22 protein-coding genes are annotated in these 21947 nt (G+C 72.2%); 12 read left to right on the top strand and 10 right to left on the bottom strand.

All coding sequences use genetic code 11. The features are described 5' to 3' along the window. Positions 1-12: 12 nt before the first annotated feature. The 5 genes from MED01_RS27000 to MED01_RS26980 all read left to right on the top strand — a co-directional run bounded on the left by MED01_RS27000 (position 13) and on the right by MED01_RS26980 (position 4868). The gene (locus MED01_RS27000) at positions 13-2259 is read left to right on the top strand and encodes a heavy metal translocating P-type ATPase (RefSeq protein ID WP_238671327.1); all 2247 of its coding nucleotides are present in this window, start codon (positions 13-15) and stop codon (positions 2257-2259) included. Between the two features lie 74 nt (positions 2260-2333). Continuing rightward, the gene (locus tag MED01_RS26995; protein ID WP_036410891.1) at positions 2334-2507 is read left to right on the top strand and encodes a CsbD family protein; all 174 of its coding nucleotides are present in this window, start codon (positions 2334-2336) and stop codon (positions 2505-2507) included. A gap of 163 nt (positions 2508-2670) precedes the next feature. Continuing rightward, positions 2671-3018, top strand: a complete 348-nt coding sequence (locus tag MED01_RS26990) for an ArsR/SmtB family transcription factor (protein ID WP_238671326.1) — start codon at positions 2671-2673, stop codon at positions 3016-3018. Next, a complete protein-coding gene (locus MED01_RS26985; protein ID WP_238671325.1) occupies positions 3015-3284 on the top strand; it encodes a hypothetical protein in 270 nt (89 codons plus the stop codon). Before MED01_RS26990 ends, MED01_RS26985 begins: the two co-directional genes overlap by 4 nt. A 123-nt stretch (positions 3285-3407) precedes the next feature. Next, on the top strand, positions 3408-4868 hold the full coding sequence (locus tag MED01_RS26980) for an alpha/beta hydrolase (protein ID WP_238671324.1): 1461 nt from the start codon (positions 3408-3410) through the stop codon (positions 4866-4868). Positions 4869-4915: 47 nt separating this feature from the next. On the opposite strand, the gene MED01_RS26975 is transcribed toward MED01_RS26980, so the two are convergent. The 4 genes from MED01_RS26975 to MED01_RS26960 form a co-directional block, all read right to left on the bottom strand. Further along, positions 4916-5572: a class I SAM-dependent methyltransferase gene (locus MED01_RS26975; RefSeq protein ID WP_238671323.1), complete on the bottom strand. Its 657-nt coding sequence runs from the start codon at positions 5570-5572 to the stop codon at positions 4916-4918. Between the two features lie 91 nt (positions 5573-5663). Further along, complete coding sequence (locus MED01_RS26970) at positions 5664-6917, bottom strand: RNA polymerase sigma factor (protein WP_238671322.1); 1254 nt, start codon at positions 6915-6917, stop codon at positions 5664-5666. Continuing rightward, entirely contained in the window at positions 6914-7270 is a 357-nt protein-coding gene (locus tag MED01_RS26965; RefSeq protein ID WP_238671370.1) for a YciI family protein, read from the bottom strand. The genes MED01_RS26970 and MED01_RS26965 overlap by 4 nt, the downstream gene beginning before the upstream one ends. Before the next feature lie 180 nt (positions 7271-7450). Beyond that, complete coding sequence (locus MED01_RS26960) at positions 7451-8713, bottom strand: DUF2786 domain-containing protein (RefSeq protein ID WP_238671321.1); 1263 nt, start codon at positions 8711-8713, stop codon at positions 7451-7453. Positions 8714-8881: 168 nt separating this feature from the next. Here MED01_RS26960 and MED01_RS26955 point away from each other — a divergent pair, with 168 nt between their 5' ends. Then, positions 8882-9358 (top strand): DUF2243 domain-containing protein, encoded by a 477-nt coding sequence (locus MED01_RS26955; RefSeq protein ID WP_238671320.1) that lies wholly within the window; start codon positions 8882-8884, stop codon positions 9356-9358. After that, the gene (locus MED01_RS26950) at positions 9325-10218 is read left to right on the top strand and encodes a cytochrome c oxidase assembly protein (protein WP_238671319.1); all 894 of its coding nucleotides are present in this window, start codon (positions 9325-9327) and stop codon (positions 10216-10218) included. Before MED01_RS26955 ends, MED01_RS26950 begins: the two co-directional genes overlap by 34 nt. On the opposite strand, the gene MED01_RS26945 is transcribed toward MED01_RS26950, so the two are convergent. From MED01_RS26945 to MED01_RS26925, 5 genes are read right to left on the bottom strand one after another with little or no spacing between them, the layout of a single operon-like run. Next, entirely contained in the window at positions 10219-11358 is a 1140-nt protein-coding gene (locus MED01_RS26945) for a CaiB/BaiF CoA transferase family protein (RefSeq protein WP_238671318.1), read from the bottom strand. Then, complete coding sequence (locus MED01_RS26940; protein ID WP_238671317.1) at positions 11355-13511, bottom strand: 3-hydroxyacyl-CoA dehydrogenase NAD-binding domain-containing protein; 2157 nt, start codon at positions 13509-13511, stop codon at positions 11355-11357. Before MED01_RS26940 ends, MED01_RS26945 begins: the two co-directional genes overlap by 4 nt. A 14-nt stretch (positions 13512-13525) precedes the next feature. After that, a complete protein-coding gene (locus MED01_RS26935; RefSeq protein ID WP_238671316.1) occupies positions 13526-14740 on the bottom strand; it encodes an acetyl-CoA C-acetyltransferase in 1215 nt (404 codons plus the stop codon). After that, positions 14730-15890 (bottom strand): acyl-CoA dehydrogenase family protein, encoded by a 1161-nt coding sequence (locus tag MED01_RS26930; RefSeq protein WP_238671315.1) that lies wholly within the window; start codon positions 15888-15890, stop codon positions 14730-14732. The genes MED01_RS26935 and MED01_RS26930 overlap by 11 nt, the downstream gene beginning before the upstream one ends. 32 nt (positions 15891-15922) lie before the next feature. Continuing rightward, positions 15923-16903: a helix-turn-helix transcriptional regulator gene (locus MED01_RS26925; protein ID WP_238671314.1), complete on the bottom strand. Its 981-nt coding sequence runs from the start codon at positions 16901-16903 to the stop codon at positions 15923-15925. A gap of 99 nt (positions 16904-17002) precedes the next feature. Here MED01_RS26925 and MED01_RS26920 point away from each other — a divergent pair, with 99 nt between their 5' ends. The 4 genes from MED01_RS26920 to MED01_RS26905 all read left to right on the top strand — a co-directional run bounded on the left by MED01_RS26920 (position 17003) and on the right by MED01_RS26905 (position 19807). After that, entirely contained in the window at positions 17003-17401 is a 399-nt protein-coding gene (locus MED01_RS26920) for a VOC family protein (RefSeq protein WP_238671313.1), read from the top strand. Positions 17402-17496: 95 nt separating this feature from the next. Then, the gene (locus tag MED01_RS26915) at positions 17497-18159 is read left to right on the top strand and encodes a TetR/AcrR family transcriptional regulator (RefSeq protein WP_238671312.1); all 663 of its coding nucleotides are present in this window, start codon (positions 17497-17499) and stop codon (positions 18157-18159) included. A 135-nt stretch (positions 18160-18294) separates the two neighbouring features. Beyond that, a complete protein-coding gene (locus tag MED01_RS26910) occupies positions 18295-19143 on the top strand; it encodes an MBL fold metallo-hydrolase (RefSeq protein ID WP_238671311.1) in 849 nt (282 codons plus the stop codon). Between the two features lie 4 nt (positions 19144-19147). After that, positions 19148-19807 (top strand): CGNR zinc finger domain-containing protein, encoded by a 660-nt coding sequence (locus tag MED01_RS26905; protein ID WP_238671310.1) that lies wholly within the window; start codon positions 19148-19150, stop codon positions 19805-19807. Positions 19808-19816: 9 nt separating this feature from the next. Here MED01_RS26905 and MED01_RS26900 read toward each other — a convergent pair whose 3' ends face one another. After that, positions 19817-20704, bottom strand: coding sequence for a zf-HC2 domain-containing protein (locus MED01_RS26900; RefSeq protein WP_238671309.1), 888 nt, complete (start codon positions 20702-20704; stop codon positions 19817-19819). A gap of 72 nt (positions 20705-20776) precedes the next feature. On the opposite strand from MED01_RS26900, the gene MED01_RS26895 reads away from it, so the two are divergent. After that, positions 20777-21817 (top strand): TRM11 family SAM-dependent methyltransferase, encoded by a 1041-nt coding sequence (locus MED01_RS26895; protein ID WP_112603623.1) that lies wholly within the window; start codon positions 20777-20779, stop codon positions 21815-21817. Positions 21818-21947 lie beyond the last annotated feature (130 nt).

Genomic DNA, 21947 nt, shown 5'->3' with positions numbered 1-21947 from the left:
CGGGACCAGACGATGACCACCACCAGCAGACCCCTGCCCGAGGCGCCCAACCGGATCGAACTGGCGATCGGCGGGATGACCTGCGCCGCGTGCGCAGCCCGGATCGAGAAGAAGCTCAACCGGATGGACGGGGTGAGCGCCACAGTCAACTACGCCACCGAGAAGGCGACCGTCCGGTACGCCGACGGCATCACGCCGGACGACCTGATCGGGACCGTGCAGAAGACCGGTTACACGGCGGCGCTGCCAGCCCCGCCCAGCGCGGAACCCCCGGTGGACCCGTTGCGGGGGCCGCGTACCCGGCTCTGGGTGTCGGTGGCCCTGAGCGTGCCGGTGGTGCTGCTGGCCATGGTCCCGGCCTGGCAGTTCGACTACTGGCAATGGTTGTCGCTGACCCTGGCCGCCCCGGTGGTGGTCTGGGGTGGGCTGCCGTTCCACCGGGCCGCCTGGACCAACCTGCGGCACGGCGCGGCCACCATGGACACCCTGGTGTCGCTCGGCACCCTGGCCGCGTTCGGTTGGTCGCTCTGGGCGCTCTTCCTCGGCGACGCGGGGATGCCCGGCATGACGCACCCGTTCCGCTTCGACATCACCCGGACCGACGGCGCCGGCAACATCTACCTGGAGGCGGCCGCCGGGGTCACAGTGTTCATCCTGGCCGGTCGCTACTTCGAGGCCCGTTCCAAGCGGACCGCCGGCGCCGCCCTACGCGCCCTGCTCGACCTCGGCGCCAAGGACGTGACAGTGCTGCGTGACGGCGTGGAGACCCTGATCCCGGTGGACCGGCTCGCCGTCGGTGACCGGTTCGTGGTCCGCCCCGGGGAGAAGATCGCCACCGACGGAGTGGTCGACGAGGGCACCTCCGCCGTCGATGCCAGCATGCTCACCGGTGAGTCGGTGCCGGTCGAGGTCGCCCCGGGTGACGGCGTGGTCGGCGCCACGATCAACGCGGGTGGGCGGCTCGTCGTCACCGCCACCCGGGTCGGCGCGGACACCCAGCTCGCCCGGATGGCCGACCTGGTGGAGCAGGCGCAGAGCGGCAAGGCGGCCGTGCAGCGGCTGGCGGACCGGATCTCCGGGGTCTTCGTTCCGATCGTCATCACCCTCGCCGTCGGCACGCTCGGCTGGTGGCTCGGCAGCGGGGCCGGCCCGACCGCCGCGTTCACCGCCGCCGTGGCCGTGCTGATCATCGCCTGCCCGTGCGCGCTCGGCCTGGCCACCCCGACGGCGCTACTGGTCGGCACCGGTCGGGGCGCCCAGCTCGGCGTGCTGATCAAGGGCCCGGAGGTGCTGGAGTCGACCCGCCGGGTGGACACCGTGGTGCTCGACAAGACGGGCACCGTGACGACCGGCCGGATGACAGTGGTGGACGTGGTGCCGGCGAGCGGTGTGGACCGGGCCGAGCTGCTCCGGCTCGCCGGGGCGGTGGAGGTCGCCTCCGAGCACCCGATCGCCCGTGCGGTCGCGGCCGCTGCCACCGACGCGGGCGCGCTGCCCCCGGTGACCGCCTTCAGCAACCTCGAAGGGCTGGGGGTGACCGGCACCGTCGACGGGCGGGTCGTGCTGGTCGGCCGGGTCCGGCTGCTGCGCGAGCGTGAGCTCGACGTACCGCCGGAGGTCGAGTGGGCAGTGCGCGACGCCGAGGCTGCCGGCCGTACGCCGATCGTCGCCGGCTGGGACGGACGGGCCCGGGGCGTGCTCACTGTCGCCGACGTGGTCCGGCCGACCAGCCGGGCGGCGGTGGCTCGGCTGCGCGGGCTGGGGCTGACTCCGGTCCTGCTGACCGGGGACAACGCCACAGTTGCTCGCGCGGTCGCCGCCGAGGTGGGCGTCGACGAGGTGATCGCCGAGGTGCTGCCGGCCGGGAAGGTCGACGTGATCAAGCGGCTCCAGGCCGAGGGGCGGTCGGTGGCGATGGTCGGTGACGGGGTCAACGACGCCCCGGCGCTGGCCCAGGCCGACCTGGGGCTGGCGATGGGTACCGGCGCCGACGTGGCGATCGAGGCGGCCGACCTCACCCTCGTCCGGGGCGACCTGGACGCCGCTGTGGACGCCATCCGGTTGTCCCGCCGCACGCTCGGCATCATCCGGGGCAACCTGTTCTGGGCGTTCGGCTACAACGTGGCCGCGCTGCCGTTGGCCGCCGCCGGGCTGCTCAACCCGATGATCGCCGGCGCCACGATGGCGCTGTCCTCGGTCTTCGTGGTGGCCAACAGCCTGCGCCTGCGTCGCTTTCGTCCGGCCGCTGCCGATCTGTGACGACGGCAATGGTTGGGCCGGTTCCGGCGGGGGTACCTCTGTTGTCGTAGCGACGCTTGCAATGGAGGTTGGCAATGGGATTCGACGACAAGATCAACAACGCCACCGAGGACGCGACCGGCAAGCTGAAGGAAGGCGCCGGTCGGGCCACCGACAACGAGCAGCTGGAGGCGGAGGGTCGCGCTGACCAGTCCACCGCCAAGCTCAAGCAGGCGGGCGAGAAGATCAAGGACGCCTTCAAGAGCTGACGTACGACGTAACCCGCACGCCGGGCCGGTGATCATCACCGGCCCGGCGTGCTGTGTGTCAGGACTCTTTCGCCGACCCTGAGATCCCCCTGATTCCACTCGCGTCCCGCACCGCAGCGCGCCGGCACCTGCTAACTTTCCTTGGCATGTGCAAGGGCTGGTTATGAGCGCCGCCTCACCGCCGACCGGCGACGACCTGGTCCGGGTGCTGGCCACCCTGGCCAACCCGCACCGGCTGCGGGTCGTCGCCGCATTGGCCCGCGAGCGTGCGTACGTCAGCGGGCTGGCCCGGCAACTGGGCATCAGCCGGGCGCTGTTGCAGGTCCACCTACGGAAGCTGGCGGCGGCCGGGCTGGTCACCGCCCGCCTGGAGTTGTCGGAGGACGGGAAGGCCATGAACTACTACGAGGTGGAGCCGTTCGTGCTCACACTCACCCCCGGGGTCATCGCGGCCGCGGTCGAGACGCTGACGGTGCCCGACTCGGGCGAGCAGCCGGGAGCACAGCGATGAGCGAGCACGACTGGACCGAGGTGGTCGGTGCGATCGGCATCTTCGCCTTCCTGATCAGCGTGGTCACGGTGACCGTCGTGCAGCTCGCCAAGACCCGGCGGGCCCGGTACGAGGCGGACCGGGCGGACGACTACCGCCGGCTGGCCGAGACGGCCGCTCAGGCCCAGGCGGACAACGCCCGACTGCTCGCGGCGATGGACGGCCGGCTGGGCGGGATGGAGACCCGGATGACCACGCTCGAACGCGTCCTGCGCGAGGTCGACTGACCCGGCGGACGAGAGGCCCCGGGCCGTCGAGCGGCTACTCGACGGCCCGGGTGGAAGCAGCATCACCTCGCCCAGTGGGCGAGTTTCACAGGCAACGCTCCTTCGAGGAGAGGACAGCACCTCATGCTGCGCGTACGCAAATCCGCAGTCGGCTGGGCGGTCGCCCTGGCCCTGACGGCCACCGGCCTGACCCCGGCGAGCCGGGCCGCCGCCCGACCACAGCCCGCCCCGACGATCGACTGGCGGCCGTGCGCCGAGGACAGCAGCGCCGAGTGCGGCACCCTGTCGCTGCCGGTGGACTGGAACCGACCCCGGGGTGAGCGCTTCGACCTGTCGCTGGCCCGCCGGGTCGCCAAGCCGGCCACCCGGGAAGGCGCGCTGGTCTTCGGCCCCGGCGGGCCGGGCGACAGCGGGGTCGACCGGGTGGTGAACGGCAGCTCCCGGTTCAGCGCAGACCTGCGGGCCAGGTTCGACATCGTCAGCTTCGACCCACGCGGCACCGGCGACAGCCACCCAGTGGTCTGTGCCCGGGACCTGCTCGCCCGGCAACCACAACTGATCGCCGACCAGGCGCAGTTCGACGCCACGCTGGCCAACAACGCGCTGCTGCGTGCCGACTGCCGGGCCCGCACCGGGGCGCTCTACGACCACGTCGACACCACCAGCGCCGCCCGCGACCTGGACGCGGTCCGCGCCGCGCTCGGCGAGCGGCAGTTGACCTTCCACGGCAGCTCGTACGGCACAGTGCTCGGGCAGCGGTACGCCGAGCTGTACCCCGACCGGGTCCGGGCCATCGTGCTGGAGGCCGCCATGGACCACAGCCTCGGCACCCGCGCCTTCCTGGACACCCAGGCCGCCACTGCCGAGGGCGCGTTCGACGAGTTCGTCGCCTGGTGTGACCGGTCCACGGCCTGTGCGCTGCACGGCCGGGACTTCCAGGCGATCTGGGCCGGGCTGCACGCCCGGGCCGAGCGCGGTCTGCTGACCGACCCGAAGCGGCCCGGGGTGGTGCTCACCCCATTCGAGTTGAGCAGGCTCACCCACAAGGAGTTCTACGACACCTGGCGGTGGCCGGGCCTGGCCGAGTGGATCCTCCGACTGGAGGGAACGGCCACCACGCCGAGCGTCCGCCCGTTGGCGGACGAGGCCGTGGCTCCGTACCCCTTCGCGGTTTTCTGTCAGGACTGGAGCCTGCCGGTGCGCGACTACCGGGAGTACGCCGGACATCTGCGCCGGGCGGCCCGGCTCGCGCCGGACCTGCGCTACCCGCCGGCGCTGTTCGCGCTGGTCACCTGCCTGGGCACCCCGACGCCGGTGGCCAACCCGCAGCATCGGCTACGGGTGCACACCGACGTGCCGCTGCTGGTTGCCGCCACGGTGCACGACCCGGCGAGCGGCTACGGCTGGGCGCGCAACGTGGCGCGGCAGTTGGGTCGGCACGGCGCGCTGCTCACCTACCGGGGGTGGGGGCACGGCAGCTACAGCAGCAGCCCGTGCGTGCAACGAGTCGTCGACTCGTACCTGATCGATCAGGTGGTGCCCGCCCGGAGTGCCAGCTGCCCGGCCGTCGAGCCCGCTGTGTGACAGCCGCTGCCGGCCGCCGGGACGTCCGGCGGTCGGCAGCGGTGTGCTCACTGGCGTCGGGTGGCGCGTACGACCACGTCGTGCAGCGGTGCGTCCCGGCCCGGCATCGTGCGGCGGTGCTCCTCGGCGGTGACGATCTCCCAGGTGCTGCTGTCCAGGCCGGCGGTGATGTCCGCGAGGGTGACCGATGCCTCGTCCGGCGGGTGGTGCCCGGGCCCGTGCCCGTGTCCGTGCCCCGGCGCGGAGGCTTCCGAGGTGTGCAGATGCCCGACGATCAGGAGGGTGCCGCCGGGTGCCACCCACTCGGCGATGCGGTCGTAGAAGGCCAACTGCGGCATCGCGGGGTGCGCGTAGTGCGTCGTGACCAGGTCAAACCGTGCCTCCGGAGCCCAGGCCGTCAGGTCCGCCTCCACCCACCGCACGCGCTCGGACACCCCGCTCTCCGCTGCGCGTTCGGCGGCTCGGGCGAGCGCGACAGGTGCGATGTCGACGGCGGTGACCTGCCAGCCGTGGGCGGCGAGCGAGATCGCCTCGGCGCCAGCGCCGCACCCGGCGTCCAACGCCGAACCCGGCACCAGAGCGCCGATCTCCCGGGCCAGGTACGGGTGCGCGGGACTCGTGCTCATCGCGCCGGGGCGGTCGTGGTGTGCCTGGTGCCAGTGCCGCTCCCAGTAGTCCTTGTCGAACTCGTGCTGCTCGGTCATCTGTGCCTGCTCCTTCGCGCGTCGCCCACGACTGTGACCGGCGACCGAGCGATGCGCAAAGATTGTTGCCAAAACGGCAAGACGACGTCGCTCACCCCTGCCCGGTCAGCCGGGCCGCCCGCACCTCCAGGTAGCGCTGCTCGGGCCGGCTCGTGGTGCCCCGCGCCGCCACCAGGTACGCCTCCCGCGCCGCACCGACCTCCCCGGCCAGCTCCAACAGGTGAGCCCGGACGGCGGCCAGCCGGTGGTGCCCGGCCGTGCGTTCGTCGGCGTCCAACGGCGTGAGCAGAGCGAGCCCGGCGCGGGGCCCGTCGACCATCGCCACCGCCACCGCCTGGTTGAGGGTGACCATCGGGTTCGGCGCGACCCGGGCCAGCAGCCGATAGAGCGCGACGATCTGCCGCCAGTCCGTCTCCGCCGCCGTCGACGCCTCGGCGTGCACAGCGGCGATCGCCGCCTGGAGCTGGTACGGGCCGGGCGGCGACCAGGTCAGCGCCTCGGTGATCAGCGCGACCCCCTCCGCGATGGCGGCGGCGTCCCACCGGGAACGGTCCTGCTCCGCCAGCGGCACCAACTCCCCGTCCGGCCCCACCCGGGCCGCCCGGTGCGCGTCGGTCAACAACATCAGCGCCAGCAGCCCGGCCACCTCACCGTCGTCGGGCAGCAGCCCGCGCAGGATCCGAGCCAGCCGGATCGCCTCGCCGGTCAGCTCGGCCCGGCGCAGATCCGGGCCACTGGACGCGGTGTAGCCCTCGTTGAAGATCAGATAGAGGACCCGCAGCACGGTTCCCAGCCGCTCGCCCCGCTCGCCCGGCCCCGGCATCGTGAACCGTGCCCCGGCGGCCTCGATCCGCTGCTTGGCTCGCCGGATCCGTTGACTCATCGTCGCCTCGGGCACCAGGTGCGCCCGGGCGATCTGGGCGGTGCTGAGACCGCCGACCGCTCGCAGGGTGAGCGCCACCTGCGCCGATCCGGGCAGCGCCGGGTGGCAGCAGAGGAACAGCAGCGTGAGGGTGTCGTCCCCGGTCGGAACTGTGGGCTCCGCGTCCGCCGCGGGCGCCACCCCGGCGTACGCCGGCTCGCGCCGCGCCACCGCCACCTCGCGGTCGCGGCGCGCGCTCTCGCTGCGCCACTCGTCGGTGAGGCGGCGGGTGGCCACTGTGAGCAACCAGGCGCGCGGATTATCCGGTACGCCCTGGCCGGGCCACTGCGTCGCGGCGGCGAGCAGGGCCTCCTGGACCGCATCCTCGCACCTGTCGAACTGTCCGTGCCGACGGACCAGCAGGCCGAGGACCTGCGGCGCGAACGTGCGCAGCAGATCCTCGACCGTCCGGTCCCCGGTCACATCTCCGTCCCGGCCTCGTCCATGATCGGGCGGACCTCCATCGCACCGCCGTACCGGACGTCCGGCCAGCGGGCGGCGATCTCGGCGGCCCGCTGCGGGCTGTCGCAGTCGACGGCCAGGTAACCGGCGAACTGCTCCTTGCTCTCCATGAACGGACCGTCGAGGACCTCGGGGCTGCCGTCCACGAGCCGGACCGTCAACGTCTGCGACGGATTGGCCAACGCCTGGCCGCCGATCAGCTCGCCCGTCTCGGCCAGCTCCTTCATGATCTCGTCGACCTCACCGAAGAGGGCGGTGCGCTCCTGCTCGCTCAGCTCCTCGGTGAAGCCGGGGCGGTTCCAGATCAGCAGCATGTACTTCACGGCGATGCTCCTCAGGCTCTGGTCGCACCCCCGACCGGGGCGCGACTCACCGGAGGGTCGGAGCCGTTCCCCCGATCCCTACCGCGTACCGAAGAAAATCGCAGAAACGTCCGCCGGGGGCGGTCCCACGCCGGACGGGCCGAGATCGAGGCCCGGTCAGCGGAACAGCGTTCAACGCGGATCGGGTCGGCCGGGCACCTGTCGGGGCTTCCGGGCACCGCCGACGTCCAGCGAAGCCCGGTCGGCCGCCGAGGTGCCGGACGACCAGCCCTCGGCGTCACGCACGCTGAGTCGGTGCCGGGTGACGCCGGGGAAGAGCGTGTCCAACCGCTCCCGAACCGCCTCGCCCCGCGCCGCGAGCACCGGCAGCAGCCGTTCCGCCCCGGCCGTCTCGGCCGCCGCCTGGTCCGCCGCGTGTGTCGCCGCCTCGGTGGCAGTGCGCAGCCGCTCGCCGATCCGCAGCGCGAACGCGTTGAGGAAGGACTCGTCCCACACCTTCGTCCGTCGCCCCGACCCCGGCCGGCGCTCGGCCCGCCCCCGCAGCATCGCCGCCGTGGCCTGGACCAGCAGCGACGTGTAGAGCAACTCCACCGCCACCAGATCGGCCGGCCAGCCCAGCACCGTGGCGAAGCCCAGATCGTCGGACCAGACAGCCTCGCACCGGTTCGCCGCCGCCACCTCCTGCACCAGCAGCGCCTTCGCACCCGCGTACGGGGTGTCGGTGCTCAGCCGTACGCCGCCGGGAAGGTCCCCGCGCTCCGACCCGGCCGCCAGCAGCGCCTCGTCGATGCTGTGCCGGGCGATCAGCTCCTGGGCCTTCCCGGTCAGCGCCTCCGCCTCCGCCGGGAAGGTGGTCGACTCGGCCTTCGCCAGCAGCGCCCGCACCCGGTCCAGCATCGGCGACCCGCTGCGAGCCGTGCCCGCCGTACGGGGCAGTGCCGCGCCGCTCGTACCCGGCGGTGGACGCAGCACCGCGATCGGCGGCAGGCTCTCCACCAGCGCGAGAGTGTCCACGGCCGCGCGGAGCGCGTCGGCGCGGTCCAGACCCTCCCGGCCGGCCCAACCAGCCAACACGCTGCGGTCGGCACCGCCCTCGGTGGCCACCAGCTCGCGTAGCTGGTCGTCCCACCAGGCCGGGACCGGCTCGGTCTGGTCGCGCCGCTGGGCGGCCATCGCGGCACGGACCAGCCGGGCCGCGCGGGCGTCGAGCCGTCGACTGGTGATCCGGTCCACGTCGACCGGCTGCCAACCGCGCGGCCAGAGCCGGCCCAGGCCGCGAACCAGGCGACGCAGCAGAGCGGCGTCCACCGCAGTGGTGCCGTCCGCGGCGCCGGTGCCGACCATCAGTTGGTCCAGCTGTCGTTCGGCCTGCCGTACGTCAGTGCCGCGCACCGCCGCGAGCGCGTTGGCGACGAGTTCGTCCGCGTCCGGCACGGACACCTCCTTCTCGGGATCTGGCTGTCGCTGCCCCTCCAGGCTGCATGATCATGCCGCCACTGGTGCGGGAGTCGTGAAACGGGGATGGCCCGGGCCGGCCCGGCCGCGATCGGCGGCATGTTCGGGGTAGTTTCGACCTGACCCGAGGCGGATGCGAGGTTTGTGGTGGCCGATTCGAGCCTGCCGAGCGCACGCGCCGCCGACGTACGCTCCTCCACGCTCGTCGGCGTCCTGATCGGCATCGCAATCATGGCCGCGGTGGACGAGATCGTCTTCCACCAGTTGCTGGCGTGGCACCACTTCTACGACCGGTCCACCCCATCGGTGGCGCTGCTCTCCGACGGACTGCTGCACGCCGCCGAGCTGATCATCCTGGTCGGCGGGTTCTTCTGGTTCGCCGACCTGCGTCGACGACGTGCCCTGTCGAACCGGCTGGCGTGGGGTGGCTTCCTGCTCGGTGCCGGAGGGTTCCAGGTCTTCGACGGGGTGGTCGACCACAAGGTGCTCCGGCTGCACCAGATCCGCTACGGCGTACACCTGCTGCCGTACGACGTGCTGTGGATCGCGTCCGGCGCGGTGCTGCTGTTGGCCGGCGCCGGGGTGGTGTGGTGGGCCCGGTCCCGCCGGCCCGGCCCCCGATGACGGTGGCCGGGCCGCTGGCACACGCCGGGCACGGTGCGGCCGGGCCGACCTGGTTCCCGCTGTTCACTGTCGCGTTGGTCGCGGTCGGCTACCTGCTGGCAGCCGTCCGCGACCCGCGGGGTTGGGACCACCGGCGTACCGCCTCCTGGCTGGTCGGCTGCGCCCTGCTGGCGGTCGCCGTCGGGCCGCTGACCCAACTCCCCGACAACCCGAGCGGGCACACGGCGCAGCACCTGCTGCTCGGCATGCTGGCCCCGCTCGGGCTGGTGCTCGGCGCCCCGGTGACGCTGTTGCTGCACGTCGCGCCTCCGCCGATGCGCCGGCTGGTGGGACGGCTGCTGCGCGCCCGCCCGCTGCACCTGCTCGCCCACCCGTTCACCGCCGCGCTGCTCACCACCGGCGGGCTGGCGTTGGTGCTGCTCACCCCGTTGTACGCGGCGGCCGAACGGCAACCCGTCCTGCATCACGCGGTGCACCTGCACTACCTGGCCGCCGGGTACCTCTTCGCCTGGTCGTTGGCCGGGCCGGACCCGGCGCCGCGTCGCCCCGGCCTGGCGGTACGGGTCGGCGCGTTACTGGCCGCGTCGGCCGGCCACGCCGTGCTGGCCAAGTACCTGTACGCCCAGGCCGAAAACCTCCCGCCCGGCCTCGCCGACCGGGACCCGGAAGCGTTCCGCTCGGCCGCCCAACTCATGTACTACGGCGGCGACCTGGCCGAGCTGCTCCTGGCAGCAGCCCTCTTCGCCACCTGGTACCACTCCCGCCGCCCCCGCCCGTCCCCGCCCTCGTCCCCGTCTCCACCCCCGTTGATCAAGAAGTTTGCGTCACCGGAAGGCAATTCCTTGACGCAAACCTCTTGATCAACAAGAAGAGGGTCGGTGGGGCCAGTCGGTGAGGATCTCCTCTACCGCCAGGACGTCCTGCTCCGGATCTGGTGCCGGGGTTGGTCGGTCGGTCGGGGTGCGGTCGAAGCGGGGTGCGGGGGCCGGCTGGATCTCGCCGCCCACCTCGACGAACGTGCCCCGGGCAGCGTTGTGCGGGTGCCCATGCGCCTCGCCGGGGGCGAGCACCGGCGCGACGCAGGCGTCCACGTCGGCGAAGACCGCCGTCCACTCGTCCCGGGTGCGCTCGGCGAACCGCTCGGTGAACCGGCGGCGCAACTCGTCCCAGCCGCTCGGGTCGTACTGGGCGGGCAGGTCCGGGTCGTCGGCGAGGCCGAGGCCGGTGAGCAGTACGGCGTAGAACGCCGGTTCCATCGCGCCGACCGCCATGAATCCACCGTCGGCGGTGGCGTACGTGTCGTAGAACGGCGCCCCGCCGTCGAACATGTTGCGCCCACGCGGGGCGGCCCACAGGCCGGTGCCGAGCAACCCGTGCAGAAACGAGGTGAGCAGCGCCGAGCCGTCCACCATCGCCGCGTCGACCACCTGGCCGAAGCCGGAGCGCTCCCGTTCCAGCAGCGCGGCCAGCACCCCGACGGCGAGCAGCATCCCGCCGCCGCCGAAGTCGCCGAGCAGGTTCATCGGCGCGTACGGGCGTTCGCCGGCCCGCCCCAGCGGCTCCAACGCCCCGGCCACCGCGATGTAGTCGATGTCGTGCCCGGCTCGGGCTGCCAGCGGGCCGTCCTGACCCCAGCCTGTCATCCGCGCGTACACCAGTCGGGGGTTGCGGGCCCGGCACACCTCCGGCCCGATGCCGAGCCGCTCGGCCACCCCGGGCCGGTACGCCTCGACCAGCACGTCCGCGCGCTCGGCGAGGCGCAGCAGGTCCGCCACGCCGGCCGGGGACTTCAGGTCCAGCGCGGTGACCCGCCGGCCGCGTTGCAACGGCCCGCTGGTCGGTGCTGCCAGCCGGCCCGCTCCCGGGGCGCCCGGCCGGTCCACCCGCACCACGTCCGCGCCGAGATCGGCGAGCACCATGCAGCCGAACGGCGCCGGGGCGAGGCTGGCCAGCTCAACCACCCGCACCCCGGCCAGCGGCCCGCCGCGGGCCGCCGTCATGCGACGTCAGCCGGTTCGGCCCGGAGAACGGCGAGCCGCTCGGCCAGGTCGGCGGGGGGCGTGAACCGGTCGCCGTAGATGCCCGCCAGCTCGGTGGCACGGGCCGCGAAGCCGGCCGGGCCGCCCGCGTACTGCCGGACGTAGCGGATCACCCCGCCCGTCCACGCCGGGAAGCCGATGCCGAAGATCGAGCCGATGTTGGCGTCGGTCTCGGTGCGCAACACCCCCTCGTCGAGGCAGCGCAGCGCGTCCAGCGCCTCGGCGAAGAGCATCCGTTCCTGGAGGTCGGTGAACGGCACCGCCCGACCCGCGTCGGTGGTCAGGTCGGCGAGACCGGGCCACAGCCGACCCCGGGTGCCGTCGTCGTAGGAGTAGAAACCCCGTCCGGCGGCGCGCCCCGGCCGCTCGTACGCGTCGACCAGCTCGTCTACCAGGCGGTGCGCCGGCATCGGTCGGAACTCCTCGCTGGCCGCCTCGAACTGGCGGCGGATCCGCTGGATGAGCGTGAGGCTGACCTCGTCGGCCAGCGCCAGCGGCCCGGTCGGGTAGCCGGCCTGAAGGGCGGCCTGCTCCACCGATGCGGCGGGGACACCCTCGGCGACCATGCCGACCGCCTCGTCGATGAACTTGCCGATCACCCGGCTGGTGAAGAAACCCCGGCCGTCGTTGACCACGATCGGGGTCTTGCCGATCCGCCGGCCCAGGTCGAACGCACGGGCCAGCGCCACGTCCCCGGTGCGTTCGCCGACCACGATCTCCAGCAGGGGCATCCGGTCCACCGGAGAGAAGAAGTGCATGCCGATGAAGTCCGTCGGCCGGTCCACGCCCTCGGCCAGCCCGGTGATCGGCAGGGTGGAGGTGTTGGAGGCGAGCAGCGCGCCTGGCGCGAGCACCGGCAGCACCTCGGCGAACACGGCCTTCTTCAGGGCCGGGTCCTCGAAGACCGCCTCGATGACCGCGTCGCAGCCGGCCAACGCGTCCACCTGGTCGGTGGTGGCGATCCGGTCCAGCACGGCACGCGCGTCCGCCTCGGTAGTGCGGCCCTTGCGTACCGCCCGGGTCAGTAACCGCTCGGCGTGCTCCCGGGCCCGGCCGGCGGCCTCCGGCGTGACGTCCTTGACCACGACGTCCAGCCCGGCGCTGGCGCAGGCGTACGCGATGCCAGCGCCCATCATGCCCGCGCCGAGCACCGCCACCCGGCGCACCGGCGGCGCATCCACGCCGGGCGGTCGGGCCGCGCCACCGTTGACGGCCTTCAGGTCGAAGAAGAACGCACCGATCATGTTCTTGGCGACCTGCCCGGTGAGCAGGCCGATCAGGTGCCGGGTCTCCACGCTCAGGGCGGTCTCCAGGTCGACCTGTGCGCCCTCGACGGCGGCGGCGAGGATCGCCTCGGGCGCGGGCAGCCGGGCACCCTTGAGCTGCTTGCGCAGCGTCGCCGGGAAGGCGGGCAGTTGTGTGGCCAGCGAGCGGCTGGCCGGGGTGCCGCCCGGCATCCGATAGTCCGGCCGGTCCCACGGCTGTGCCGGGTGCGGGTTCGCCGCGATCCAGGCCCGCGCCCGGTCCAGCAGCTCGGTGGGCGTGGCGACCACCTCGTCGACCAGCCCGGCGGACAGGGCGTCGACCGGGCGCATCCGCCGGCCGGTGAGCAGCACAGTGGTCAGCGCGCCGGCCAGGCCGAGCATCCGTACGGTCCGGGTGACACCGCCAGCACCAGGCAGCAGGCCCAGGGTCACCTCGGGCAGCCCGAGCCGGCTGCCGGACGCGTCCAGCGCGATCCGGTGGTGGCAGGCGAGCGCGATCTCCAGGCCACCACCGAGCGCCGAGCCGTTGACAGCGGCGACCACCGGCCGGCCCAGCGTCTCCAGCCGGCGCAGGTCCCGTTTGATGGTGCCGAGCAGGTCGGCGAGCGCGGGCGCGTCGGCGCGGGTGGCCCGGATCATCTCGGGCAGGTCACCGCCGGCGAAGAAGGTCGACTTCGCGCTGGTCACGATGACGCCGACGAGATCGCTCTCGGCCTCCAGCCGGTCCAACGTGACGCTCATCGAGGCGGCGTACGCCCGGTTCATTGTGTTGGCGGACTGGGTGGGGTCGTCCACTGTGAGCGTGACGATGCCGTCGGCGCCGCGGTCGTACCGGATGGTGTTGGTCATTGTCGTCCTCCGGGTCAGCAGCGCTCAAGAACTGTGGCGACGCCCATGCCGCCGCCGATGCAGAGGGTCACCACGGCCCGGCGCAGGTCGCGGCGCTCCAACTCGTCCAACGCCGTACCGAGCAGCATCGCTCCGGTCGCGCCGAGCGGGTGGCCGAGCGCGATCGCGCCACCGTTGACGTTCACCCGGTCCGGGTCGAGGCGCAGGTCGCTGACGTACTTGAGCACCACAGCGGCGAACGCCTCGTTGATCTCGAACAGGTCGATGTCGTCGACTGTCAGCCCGGCCACGGCGAGCGCCTTGTGGGTGGCCGGGATCGGGCCGGTCAACATCAGCGTCGGGTCCGCGCCGGTGACCGCCGCGCCGACGATCCGGGCGCGCGGGGTGAGGCCGAGATCCCGACCGACCTGCTCCGAACCGATCAGCACCAGCGCCGCGCCGTCCACGATGCCGGACGAGTTGCCCGCGTGGTGGACGTGCTCGATCGCCTCCAGCCAGTGGAACTTCTGCATTGCGACAGCGTCGAAACCGGCCGCCTCACCCATGGTGGCGAAGGACGGGGTGAGTTTGGCCAGCGCCTCCCGGGTGGTCTCCGGGCGCGGGTGCTCGTCGACGGTGAGGATGTCCAGCCCGTTGCCGTCGCGGACCGGCACCACCGAGCGGGCGAAGTACCCGCCGGCCCAGGCCTTGGCGGCCCGCTCCTGCGACCGCAGCGCGTAGCCGTCCACGTCGTCGCGGGTGAAACCCTCCAGTGTGGCGATCAGGTCGGCGCTCACGCCCTGCGGCACGAACGACGTGGCCAGCGCGGTCTGCGGATCGGTGGCCCAGGCCGCCCCGTCGGAACCCATCGGCACCCGGGACATCGACTCGACCCCGCCGGCGAGCAGCAGATGCTCCCAGCCGGAGCGGATCCGCGCGGCGGCGGAGTTGACCGCCTCCAACCCGGAGGCGCAGAACCGGTTGAGCTGCACCCCACCCACCTCATCGGGCAGCCCGGCCAGCAGCGCGGCGGCCCTGGCCAGGTCGCCGCCCTGCTCGCCGACCGGGGTCACGATGCCGAGCAGCAGATCCTCCAGCCGGCCGACGTCCAGGCCGGGGTTGCGCTCCCGCAACGCGTCGATCAGGCCGACCACCAGGGAGATGGGCTTGACCCCGTGCAGCGCGCCGGTGTCCCGGCCGCGTCCGCGCGGGGTGCGGACCGCGTCATAGACGTACGCCTCAGAGAGCACGCGCGATCAACTCCTTCATGATCTCGTTGGTGCCGCCGTAGATCTTTTGGACGCGGGCGTCGGCGTACATCCGGGCGATCGGGTACTCCGTCGTGTAGCCGTAACCGCCGAAGAGTTGAAGGCACCGATCGACCACCTCGCACTGCCCGTCGGTGAGCCACGACTTCGCCATCGCCGCCGTGGAGACGTCCAGGTCGCCACGCGTGTGTCGGACGATGCAGTCATCCAGGAAGACCCGGCTGACCCGGGCGCGGGTGGCGCACTCGGCGAGCACCATCCGGGTGTTCTGGTGACCCATCAGGGGCTTGCCGAACGCGGTGCGCTCCTTGGCGTACGCGACGGTCAGCGCGACCGCCCGTTCCATGGCGGCGACCGCCCCAACGCCGATGACCAGCCGTTCCTGCGGAAGCTGCTGCATGAGCTGGACGAAGCCCAGCCCTTCGGCGCCGCCGAGCAGGTTGGCCGTCGGCACCCGGAACTCGTCGAAGAACAACTCCGCAGTGTCGTTGGCGTGCAGGCCGATCTTGGACAGCAGTCGGCCTCGCCGGAAGCCCTCCGGGTCGCCGCCCACCTCGCACACGAGCAGCGAGACGCCGGCCGCCCGCTGCTCGGGGTCGGTCTTCACCGCCACGATGACCAGGTCGGCCAGACCGCCGTTGGTGATGAACGTCTTCGCGCCGGTCACCAGGTAGTCGTCGCCGTCGCGGACCGCCCGGGTGCGCATCGCCTGAAGATCGGAGCCACCGTCCGGCTCGGTCATCGCGATGGCGCCGACCAGCTCACCGCTGCACAGGCCGGGCAGCCAGCGCCGCTTCTGCTCCTCACTGCCGTACGCCACCAGGTATCCGGTGACGATGCCACTGTGGACGGCCAGGCCGAGGCTGCCCTCCCCGGCGTACGCCTGCTCGTGCAGCAGCACCGCCTCGTGGGTGAACCCGCCGCCCCCACCGCCGTACTCCTCCGGGACCGACAGGCCGAGCAGCCCCAGCTCACCGGCGCGCCGATAGTGCTCGCGGTCCGGGTGGCCCTGCTCCTGAAGGCGGTCGGCGTGCGGCAACACCTCCTTGGTGAAGAAGGTGCTGGCCAGCTCGGCCAGGTCGTCGTGCTCCGGCTCGCGCCAGGGGGAGGGGGGACCGTCGGGCGTCGGCATGTGCACCACCCTCGCGCGCTGTTGGCGGCATGTCAATAAGTCGTGATCGACCCACGTCGTGACGAGGCCGCCAGCCGCTCAGCGAGAGCGACGACGCGGTCGCGGAGTTCGTCCGGACGTTCGATGACGAACGGCAGGTCGAGCGCGGCGAGCACGCCGGGCAACCAGTCGAGGCTCTCTGCCCGGATCTCCACGTCCTGCCAGCCTTCGTCCGCACCCTCTCGTACCTCGGCGATGCTGGCCGGTAGTTGCCTGCGGATCTGCTCGACTGTTCCTTGTATCCGCAGCGACACCGCGTGCTGGTACGGCGCTCGTGCCATCGAGGTGAGAAGGTGCCGGGCCGGATCGTTCCCGGCGGGCGGCTCGAACGAGCCCGGCAGCGGTCTCGCGTCCGCGATGCGGTCGAGTCGAAGGGTTCGCTCCTCGCCGATATCCGGATCGACCCCGGTGACGTACCACCGGCCGGCATGGTTGACCAGCCCGAACGGATGCAGCACGCGGACGCTGCGCCGGCCGTCGCCCGAGGTGTACTGCAGCGAGATCGGCCGGTGATGGCGGACCGCGTCGGCGACGGCGAGTAGTACGTCGGTCCGCGGCGCAGGGAAGTCACCGAGTTCGGCGGTGAAGGAGAGGGACTGGAGTGCGGCGTCCAGCCGGTCCGCCGTCCGCGGCGGCAGGACGCGACGGATCTTCGCGGCGGCTGTTTCGCCCGCCGTGCCCGTTGCTCTCGCCAAACCGGCACGGCGGCCGGCGATCAGGCCGAGTAGGACGGCAAGAGCTTCGTCGTCGTTGAACATCAGCGGCGGCAGACGATAGCCGGCGGCGAGCCGATACCCGCCGTAGCGACCGCGCACCGACTCCACCGGCAGGTCCAGGTCGACCAGATGACTCACGTAGCGCCGCACCGTGCGCGGCTCGACACCAAGGCGCTCGGCAAGCTCGGCCATCGTCCGGACCCCGCCGGACTGCAGGAGTTCCAGCAGTGCGAGCACCTGGGCTGTCGGTCGTGCCACGGTCTGAACTTTATCCGAATACTGGACCAAACCTGTCCAGTATTCGTTCTAACGTGATCTCGACCGACCGATACCGACCGCACTGAGCAGGGAGAAGACGTGGACTTCATCTCGATCCGCATCATCACCGACGAGATCAACCGCCTGGTCGGCTTCTACGAGAAGATCACCGGCGTGCAGGCGACCTGGGGCAACGAGGACTTCGCCGAGGTGCGTACCGCCCACTGCACACTGGCGATCGGCAGCACCCGCACCGTCGGACTGTTCGCGCCCGGCTCAGCCCGCCCCGCCGACAACCACAGCGTGATCATCGAGTTCCTCGTGGAGGACGTGGATGCGCTGTACGAGAAGCTGAAGAGCGTGGTGGACGACTTCGTGAACGAGCCCACGACCATGCCCTGGGGTAACCGAGCCCTGCTCTTCCGCGACCCCGACGGCAACCTGGTCAACTTCTTCACCCCAGTGACCCCGGCCGCGATCGAGAGGTCCAGCCGTTGACCGGTCGGCGCGGCCCGGGGGCCGGCGGCTCCGAGGAGGCACGGCGGACGTCGACGCCGAAGCCGGCGGTGTGAGCTGCCGATAGGGTCGGGCAGATGAGTGTCGAGACGGCTCCGCGCCGCCGCCGGTTGGAGCCGGACGCCCGACGCGGCCAGATCCTGGCCTGCGCGGTCCGGCTGTTCGGCGAGCGCCCGTACGCGGAGGTGTCGACCACCGACGTCGCCCGTGAGGCGGGTGTCGCCCGCGGGTTGGTCAACCACTACTTCGGCGCGAAGAAGGACCTCTACCTGGAGGTCGTCCGGGTCATGGTGACGATCCCGGAGGTTGCCCTGGAACGGTTGCCCAAGGGCGATCTGCGGACCCGGGTCGACGCCAGCGTCACCTGGTTCCTCGACGTGGTGTCCCGACACAGCACCTCGTGGCTGGCGGCGGTCACCGCCCGGGGGATGGGCGGCGACGCCGACGTGGAGCGGGTGCTCGCCGAGGCCGAGGAGGTCGCCGCGGACCGGATGCTGGTCGCCGTCGGGCTGGCTGGCCAGGCCGAGCACCATGAGGAGCTTCGCGGCATGGTCCGGGCGTACTGCGGGTTGGCGACGTCGACCGCCCGGGAGTGGCTCCAGCGTGGCGCGCTGACCCGCGCCCAGGTGCACCTGCTGCTCACCACGACCCTGCTGACCATCGTCGAACAGGTCGTCCCGCAGATCCTCGCCGGCGAGGATCTGACCCGGCCGATGCGCCCGGCTGGGCCTCCCGGCTAGGGCGTGACACGGGGCGGTGACGTAGGCCACGAGCGCGATGACGGCAATGAAATAGGTGTAGAGGCTACGGTTATTTCGTTGCTCGACGGGTATTCACCCGCGACGAGCCGGGCATCGCGTCACCGAGGAGGAAACATGACCACTCCTGCCCTGTCGTACGAGGTTTTCGTCTCGGACGGCCCCATGCGAGCGGGTGACCAGCGCATGCCGGACGGGTCGCGGCTCCACTGGAACCCGGTCTCGTCCACCTTGATCTTCGGGGCCGAGGAGGCGCTTCTGGTGGATCCACCGTTCACCCACGAGCAGATCTCGCAGGTGGGCGACTGGATCGCCGAGTCGGGTAAGCGGCTGACGTACATCTACGCCACCCACGGGCACGGCGACCACTGGTTCGGCGCGGCGGAGCTGGTCAAGCGCTTCCCCGGCGCGATCACCTACGCCACGCCCGGCACCATCCAGGTGATGCACCAGCAGGCCACCGTCGGGCGGAATGAACTGTTCGACCGGGTCTTCCCCGGCCTGATCCCGGAAACGTCTGTCGACGCGGTACCCGTGCCGGCGGAGGGGTTCCTGCTCGAAGGCAACCTCATCCAGCCCGTCGAGACCGGGCACACCGACACCGATCAGACCACCGTTCTGCACGTCCCGTCGATCGGCCTGGTCGTCGCCGGCGACGTCGTCTACAACGGGGTTCACCAGTACATCTCGGAGACCGTCGGCGGCGGCCTGCGGCAATGGCTCGATGCCCTCGACCGCGTCGAGGCGCTCGCGCCCCGGGCCGTCGTCGCTGGCCACAAGAATCGGGCCCTTCCCGACGACCCGGCAAGCATCGACCAGACCCGGAAGTACCTGCTGACCGTGGAGCGGCTGCTGGCCGAGAAGCAGACCGCCCGCGAGTTCTTCGACGAGATGGTGCGACTCTACCCAGACTGGATCAATCCGGGGCCGGCGTGGTACGGGGCCCTCGCCCTGCTCGGGAAGTGACCCGGTGACGCTTTCGATGCCCGACCACCCGACAGGCGCGGTGGTCGGGCCGTGGACCGCCACCGCGAGGTACGGCATCGACCCCGCTCCGGGCGGCCTCGGGCTCGTTCAGGATCTGCTCAACACGATCTCGGCTGGCGTGCCACGGCAACCGGACCTTCTGGACGACCCGGGCAGCGCCACAGAATGGGCACAGTCGGCCGTCGCGCAGTGGTCGACGCCCGCCGGCCGCCCAGCGCCCGACGTCACGCTCGACCCTGCGGGACTCCGGGCGCTACGGACCTTTCGCGACGAGTTGCTGGACGGGATCGACGCCAGGCTGCACATGCCGGAACCCGGACACGGCACCACCGGGGCGTCGAACCGGCGCGCGACCGGATCTCGTACCGCCGGTGCCACGCTCCGGCTCGATCAGGGCGGATCCGTCCACCTCGACCCCGCCGGGGCCGGGGTCGAGCTGCTGGTCTCGCTCGTCCTCGCTGCGCTGTTCGAGGCGCAGCTCGCCGACACCGGGCGGCGGATCAAGACCTGCCGCAACCCCCGCTGCCGGGTGGCGTTCTACGACCGCTCACGCAACAACAGCGGGGTCTGGCACTCCGTGCGCGTCTGCGGGCACCCGACCAACCTGCGCGCCCACCGGGCCCGGCAGCGGCAGGTGGACTGACTCGGCCGATCAGGCGGCCCGGCGTTCGTCCGTCCGCCCGGTGTGCGCCGCCGGGGCAGCCTGACCGGCCCGCGCCGCCGGCGCGGCGAACCGGTCGGCGGCCTGCGCCGGATAGGAGTCGGGGCGTACCACCCGCAGCGGTCGGTCCACCTCGTCGGCCCCGAACCGCCAGCGCGACGGTCCCGGCTGCCGCTGCGGTGCCGGCCCACCGGGGCGCAGCCCGGGCCGGGACAGCAGCACCGTGATCAGGTAGCCGACCACCAGGAAGCCGTGGCTGATCAGCCGTTCCCCACCCACCGAACCGGTGGCCAGGTCGTTGACCGACAACAGCAGCAATGTGCCGACGAACGCGCTGAGCATCGGCAGCAGCCCGGCGGGTGGGCTGCGGCGCAACGCCACGAAGAGGAAGCCCGCGCCCACTGCCACGTTCCACGCCGCCGACTCGTGCCACAGGTGCTGGCCGGTGGGGTGCAGGTGGTCGGCGGTCGCACCCCGGCCGACCTGGGCCAGACCGAGCACCAGTTGCACCGCGCCGAGCAGCCCGAGCGCCGACCGAAGGCCGGCGACGAGCGGGCCACGTCCGAACGCCGCGCGCAACCCGGCGGCGAGCTGGCCCCGTCCGGGCACCTTTCGCAGGCCGGCGACGAGCGGCCCACGCCGCCACCGCGACCGGCGGGCCGGGGCCGCGCTGGCGGCAGCAAGGATCGCCGCCGTCCGGTCCGGCACCTCAACCACCAGTCGGGTACGAACCCGACGGGTCACCGCCGCCGCAGCCGTGAACCAGGCCCGGCACTCGGCACACCCGTCCAGGTGCCCCTGCACCGCCGTCAGTTCGGCGGCGGTCTCCTCCCCGTCCAACTGCGCGGACAGGACCTCCCGCCACTGCTCACACCCCATGTATCGGTAGTCGCTCCGGCAGCCGCTCCGGTTCCCGGCGACCGTGACCGGTTGTGGAATACTCGCCGGATCATGACGCGTTACGGCCTGCTGATCCTGCCCGCCACCAACCGGGTGTACGCCCGCGCCGCAGTCGACCTCACCCGAGCTGAGCTGGAGATCTTCGGCCGTTCGGCGTTGGACGGCCGGATCGGCGAGCTGGACACCGAGGTCGTCGGAGGGGCGTCCTACATCACGTTCACCGGTGACGGGCTGACCGAGCGTGACCTGGCCGTCCTGGGCAACCTCTCCGCCGGGTACGCGTTGTTCGAGATCGTCGGTGAGTTGTTGCGGCCGATCGAGTGGAGCCGTCTGGACCGTTACGACGACGATCTGCTCACCATCCAGAAGTACCCAGGCAAGACCAACGAGCAGTTCACCAAGCTGCTGCTCAACGTCACACTGCTCGCCTCGGACTGGGCCGCCGAGATGACCAGCCGCCGGTTCCGGGTGCTCGACCCGCTCTGTGGTCGGGGCACCACCCTCAACCAGGCGCTGATGTACGGCTTCGACGCCGCCGGAATCGAGCGCGACCAGAAGGACGTCGAGGCGTACCGGGCGTTCATCACCACCTGGCTGAAGCAGAAGCGGGTCAAGCACCGGGTGCTGGAGTCGGGGCCGGTGCGGCGGGAGCGCAAGGTGGTCGGCCGGCGGGTGCGGATCGAGTTGGCGCCGACCCGCGAGGAGCACAAGGCCGGCCAGACGCAGTTGCTGGACGTGGTCAACGCCGACACCGCCCGTTCGGCGGAGTTCTTCCGCCCGGAGACCGTGGACCTGGTCGTCGCCGACGCGCCGTACGGCGTGCAGCACGGCAGTCGTACCGCTGGGCAGGGGTTGACCCGCGACCCGCTGGCGTTGCTCGCGGACGCCGCGCCGGTCTGGGCCCGGTTGTTGCGTCCCGGCGGTGCGCTCGGGATCTCCTGGAACACCCACGTCGCCAGTCGGGACGACGCGGCGGCGGCGTTGGCCGACGCCGGCCTGACAGTGGTCGACGCCGAGCCCTACCGCGCGCTGCGGCACCGGGTGGACCAGTCGATCATGCGCGACGTGCTGGTGGCCCGCCGTCCGGCCTGACCCGCCGCCCACCCCCTTCGAGCCCTTTGCTCTGCTTCAACCGGCGCAACAGTTTTGGCGCCTCGCTGTCGCCTCCGTTGAAGCAGAGCAAAGGGTGGACAGCCGACCCTCGTCGCTCCGGCTGACGCGC

Source organism: Micromonospora alfalfae (assembly GCF_022230925.1).
Classification (GTDB): Bacteria; Actinomycetota; Actinomycetes; order Mycobacteriales; family Micromonosporaceae; genus Micromonospora; species Micromonospora alfalfae.
This window is presented reverse-complemented; position numbering and strand designations above follow the sequence as displayed.

What these genes read in the sequence shown, in the direction of transcription:
- MED01_RS26995 (WP_036410891.1), top strand. Translation starts at nt 2,334, where the DNA reads ATGGGATTCGACGACAAGATCAACAACGCCACCGAGGACGCGACCGGC.
- MED01_RS26990 (WP_238671326.1), top strand. Translation starts at nt 2,671, where the DNA reads ATGAGCGCCGCCTCACCGCCGACCGGCGACGACCTGGTCCGGGTGCTG.
- MED01_RS26980 (WP_238671324.1), top strand. Translation starts at nt 3,408, where the DNA reads ATGCTGCGCGTACGCAAATCCGCAGTCGGCTGGGCGGTCGCCCTGGCC.
- MED01_RS26900 (WP_238671309.1), bottom strand. Translation starts at nt 20,704, where the DNA reads ATGGGGTGTGAGCAGTGGCGGGAGGTCCTGTCCGCGCAGTTGGACGGG.
- MED01_RS26965 (WP_238671370.1), bottom strand. Translation starts at nt 7,270, where the DNA reads ATGCTGCTGATCTGGAACCGCCCCGGCTTCACCGAGGAGCTGAGCGAG.
- MED01_RS26910 (WP_238671311.1), top strand. Translation starts at nt 18,295, where the DNA reads ATGACCACTCCTGCCCTGTCGTACGAGGTTTTCGTCTCGGACGGCCCC.
- MED01_RS26945 (WP_238671318.1), bottom strand. Translation starts at nt 11,358, where the DNA reads ATGACGGCGGCCCGCGGCGGGCCGCTGGCCGGGGTGCGGGTGGTTGAG.
- MED01_RS26985 (WP_238671325.1), top strand. Translation starts at nt 3,015, where the DNA reads ATGAGCGAGCACGACTGGACCGAGGTGGTCGGTGCGATCGGCATCTTC.
- MED01_RS26940 (WP_238671317.1), bottom strand. Translation starts at nt 13,511, where the DNA reads ATGACCAACACCATCCGGTACGACCGCGGCGCCGACGGCATCGTCACG.
- MED01_RS26915 (WP_238671312.1), top strand. Translation starts at nt 17,497, where the DNA reads ATGAGTGTCGAGACGGCTCCGCGCCGCCGCCGGTTGGAGCCGGACGCC.
- MED01_RS26975 (WP_238671323.1), bottom strand. Translation starts at nt 5,572, where the DNA reads ATGACCGAGCAGCACGAGTTCGACAAGGACTACTGGGAGCGGCACTGG.
- MED01_RS26895 (WP_112603623.1), top strand. Translation starts at nt 20,777, where the DNA reads ATGACGCGTTACGGCCTGCTGATCCTGCCCGCCACCAACCGGGTGTAC.
- MED01_RS26930 (WP_238671315.1), bottom strand. Translation starts at nt 15,890, where the DNA reads ATGCCGACGCCCGACGGTCCCCCCTCCCCCTGGCGCGAGCCGGAGCAC.
- MED01_RS27000 (WP_238671327.1), top strand. Translation starts at nt 13, where the DNA reads ATGACCACCACCAGCAGACCCCTGCCCGAGGCGCCCAACCGGATCGAA.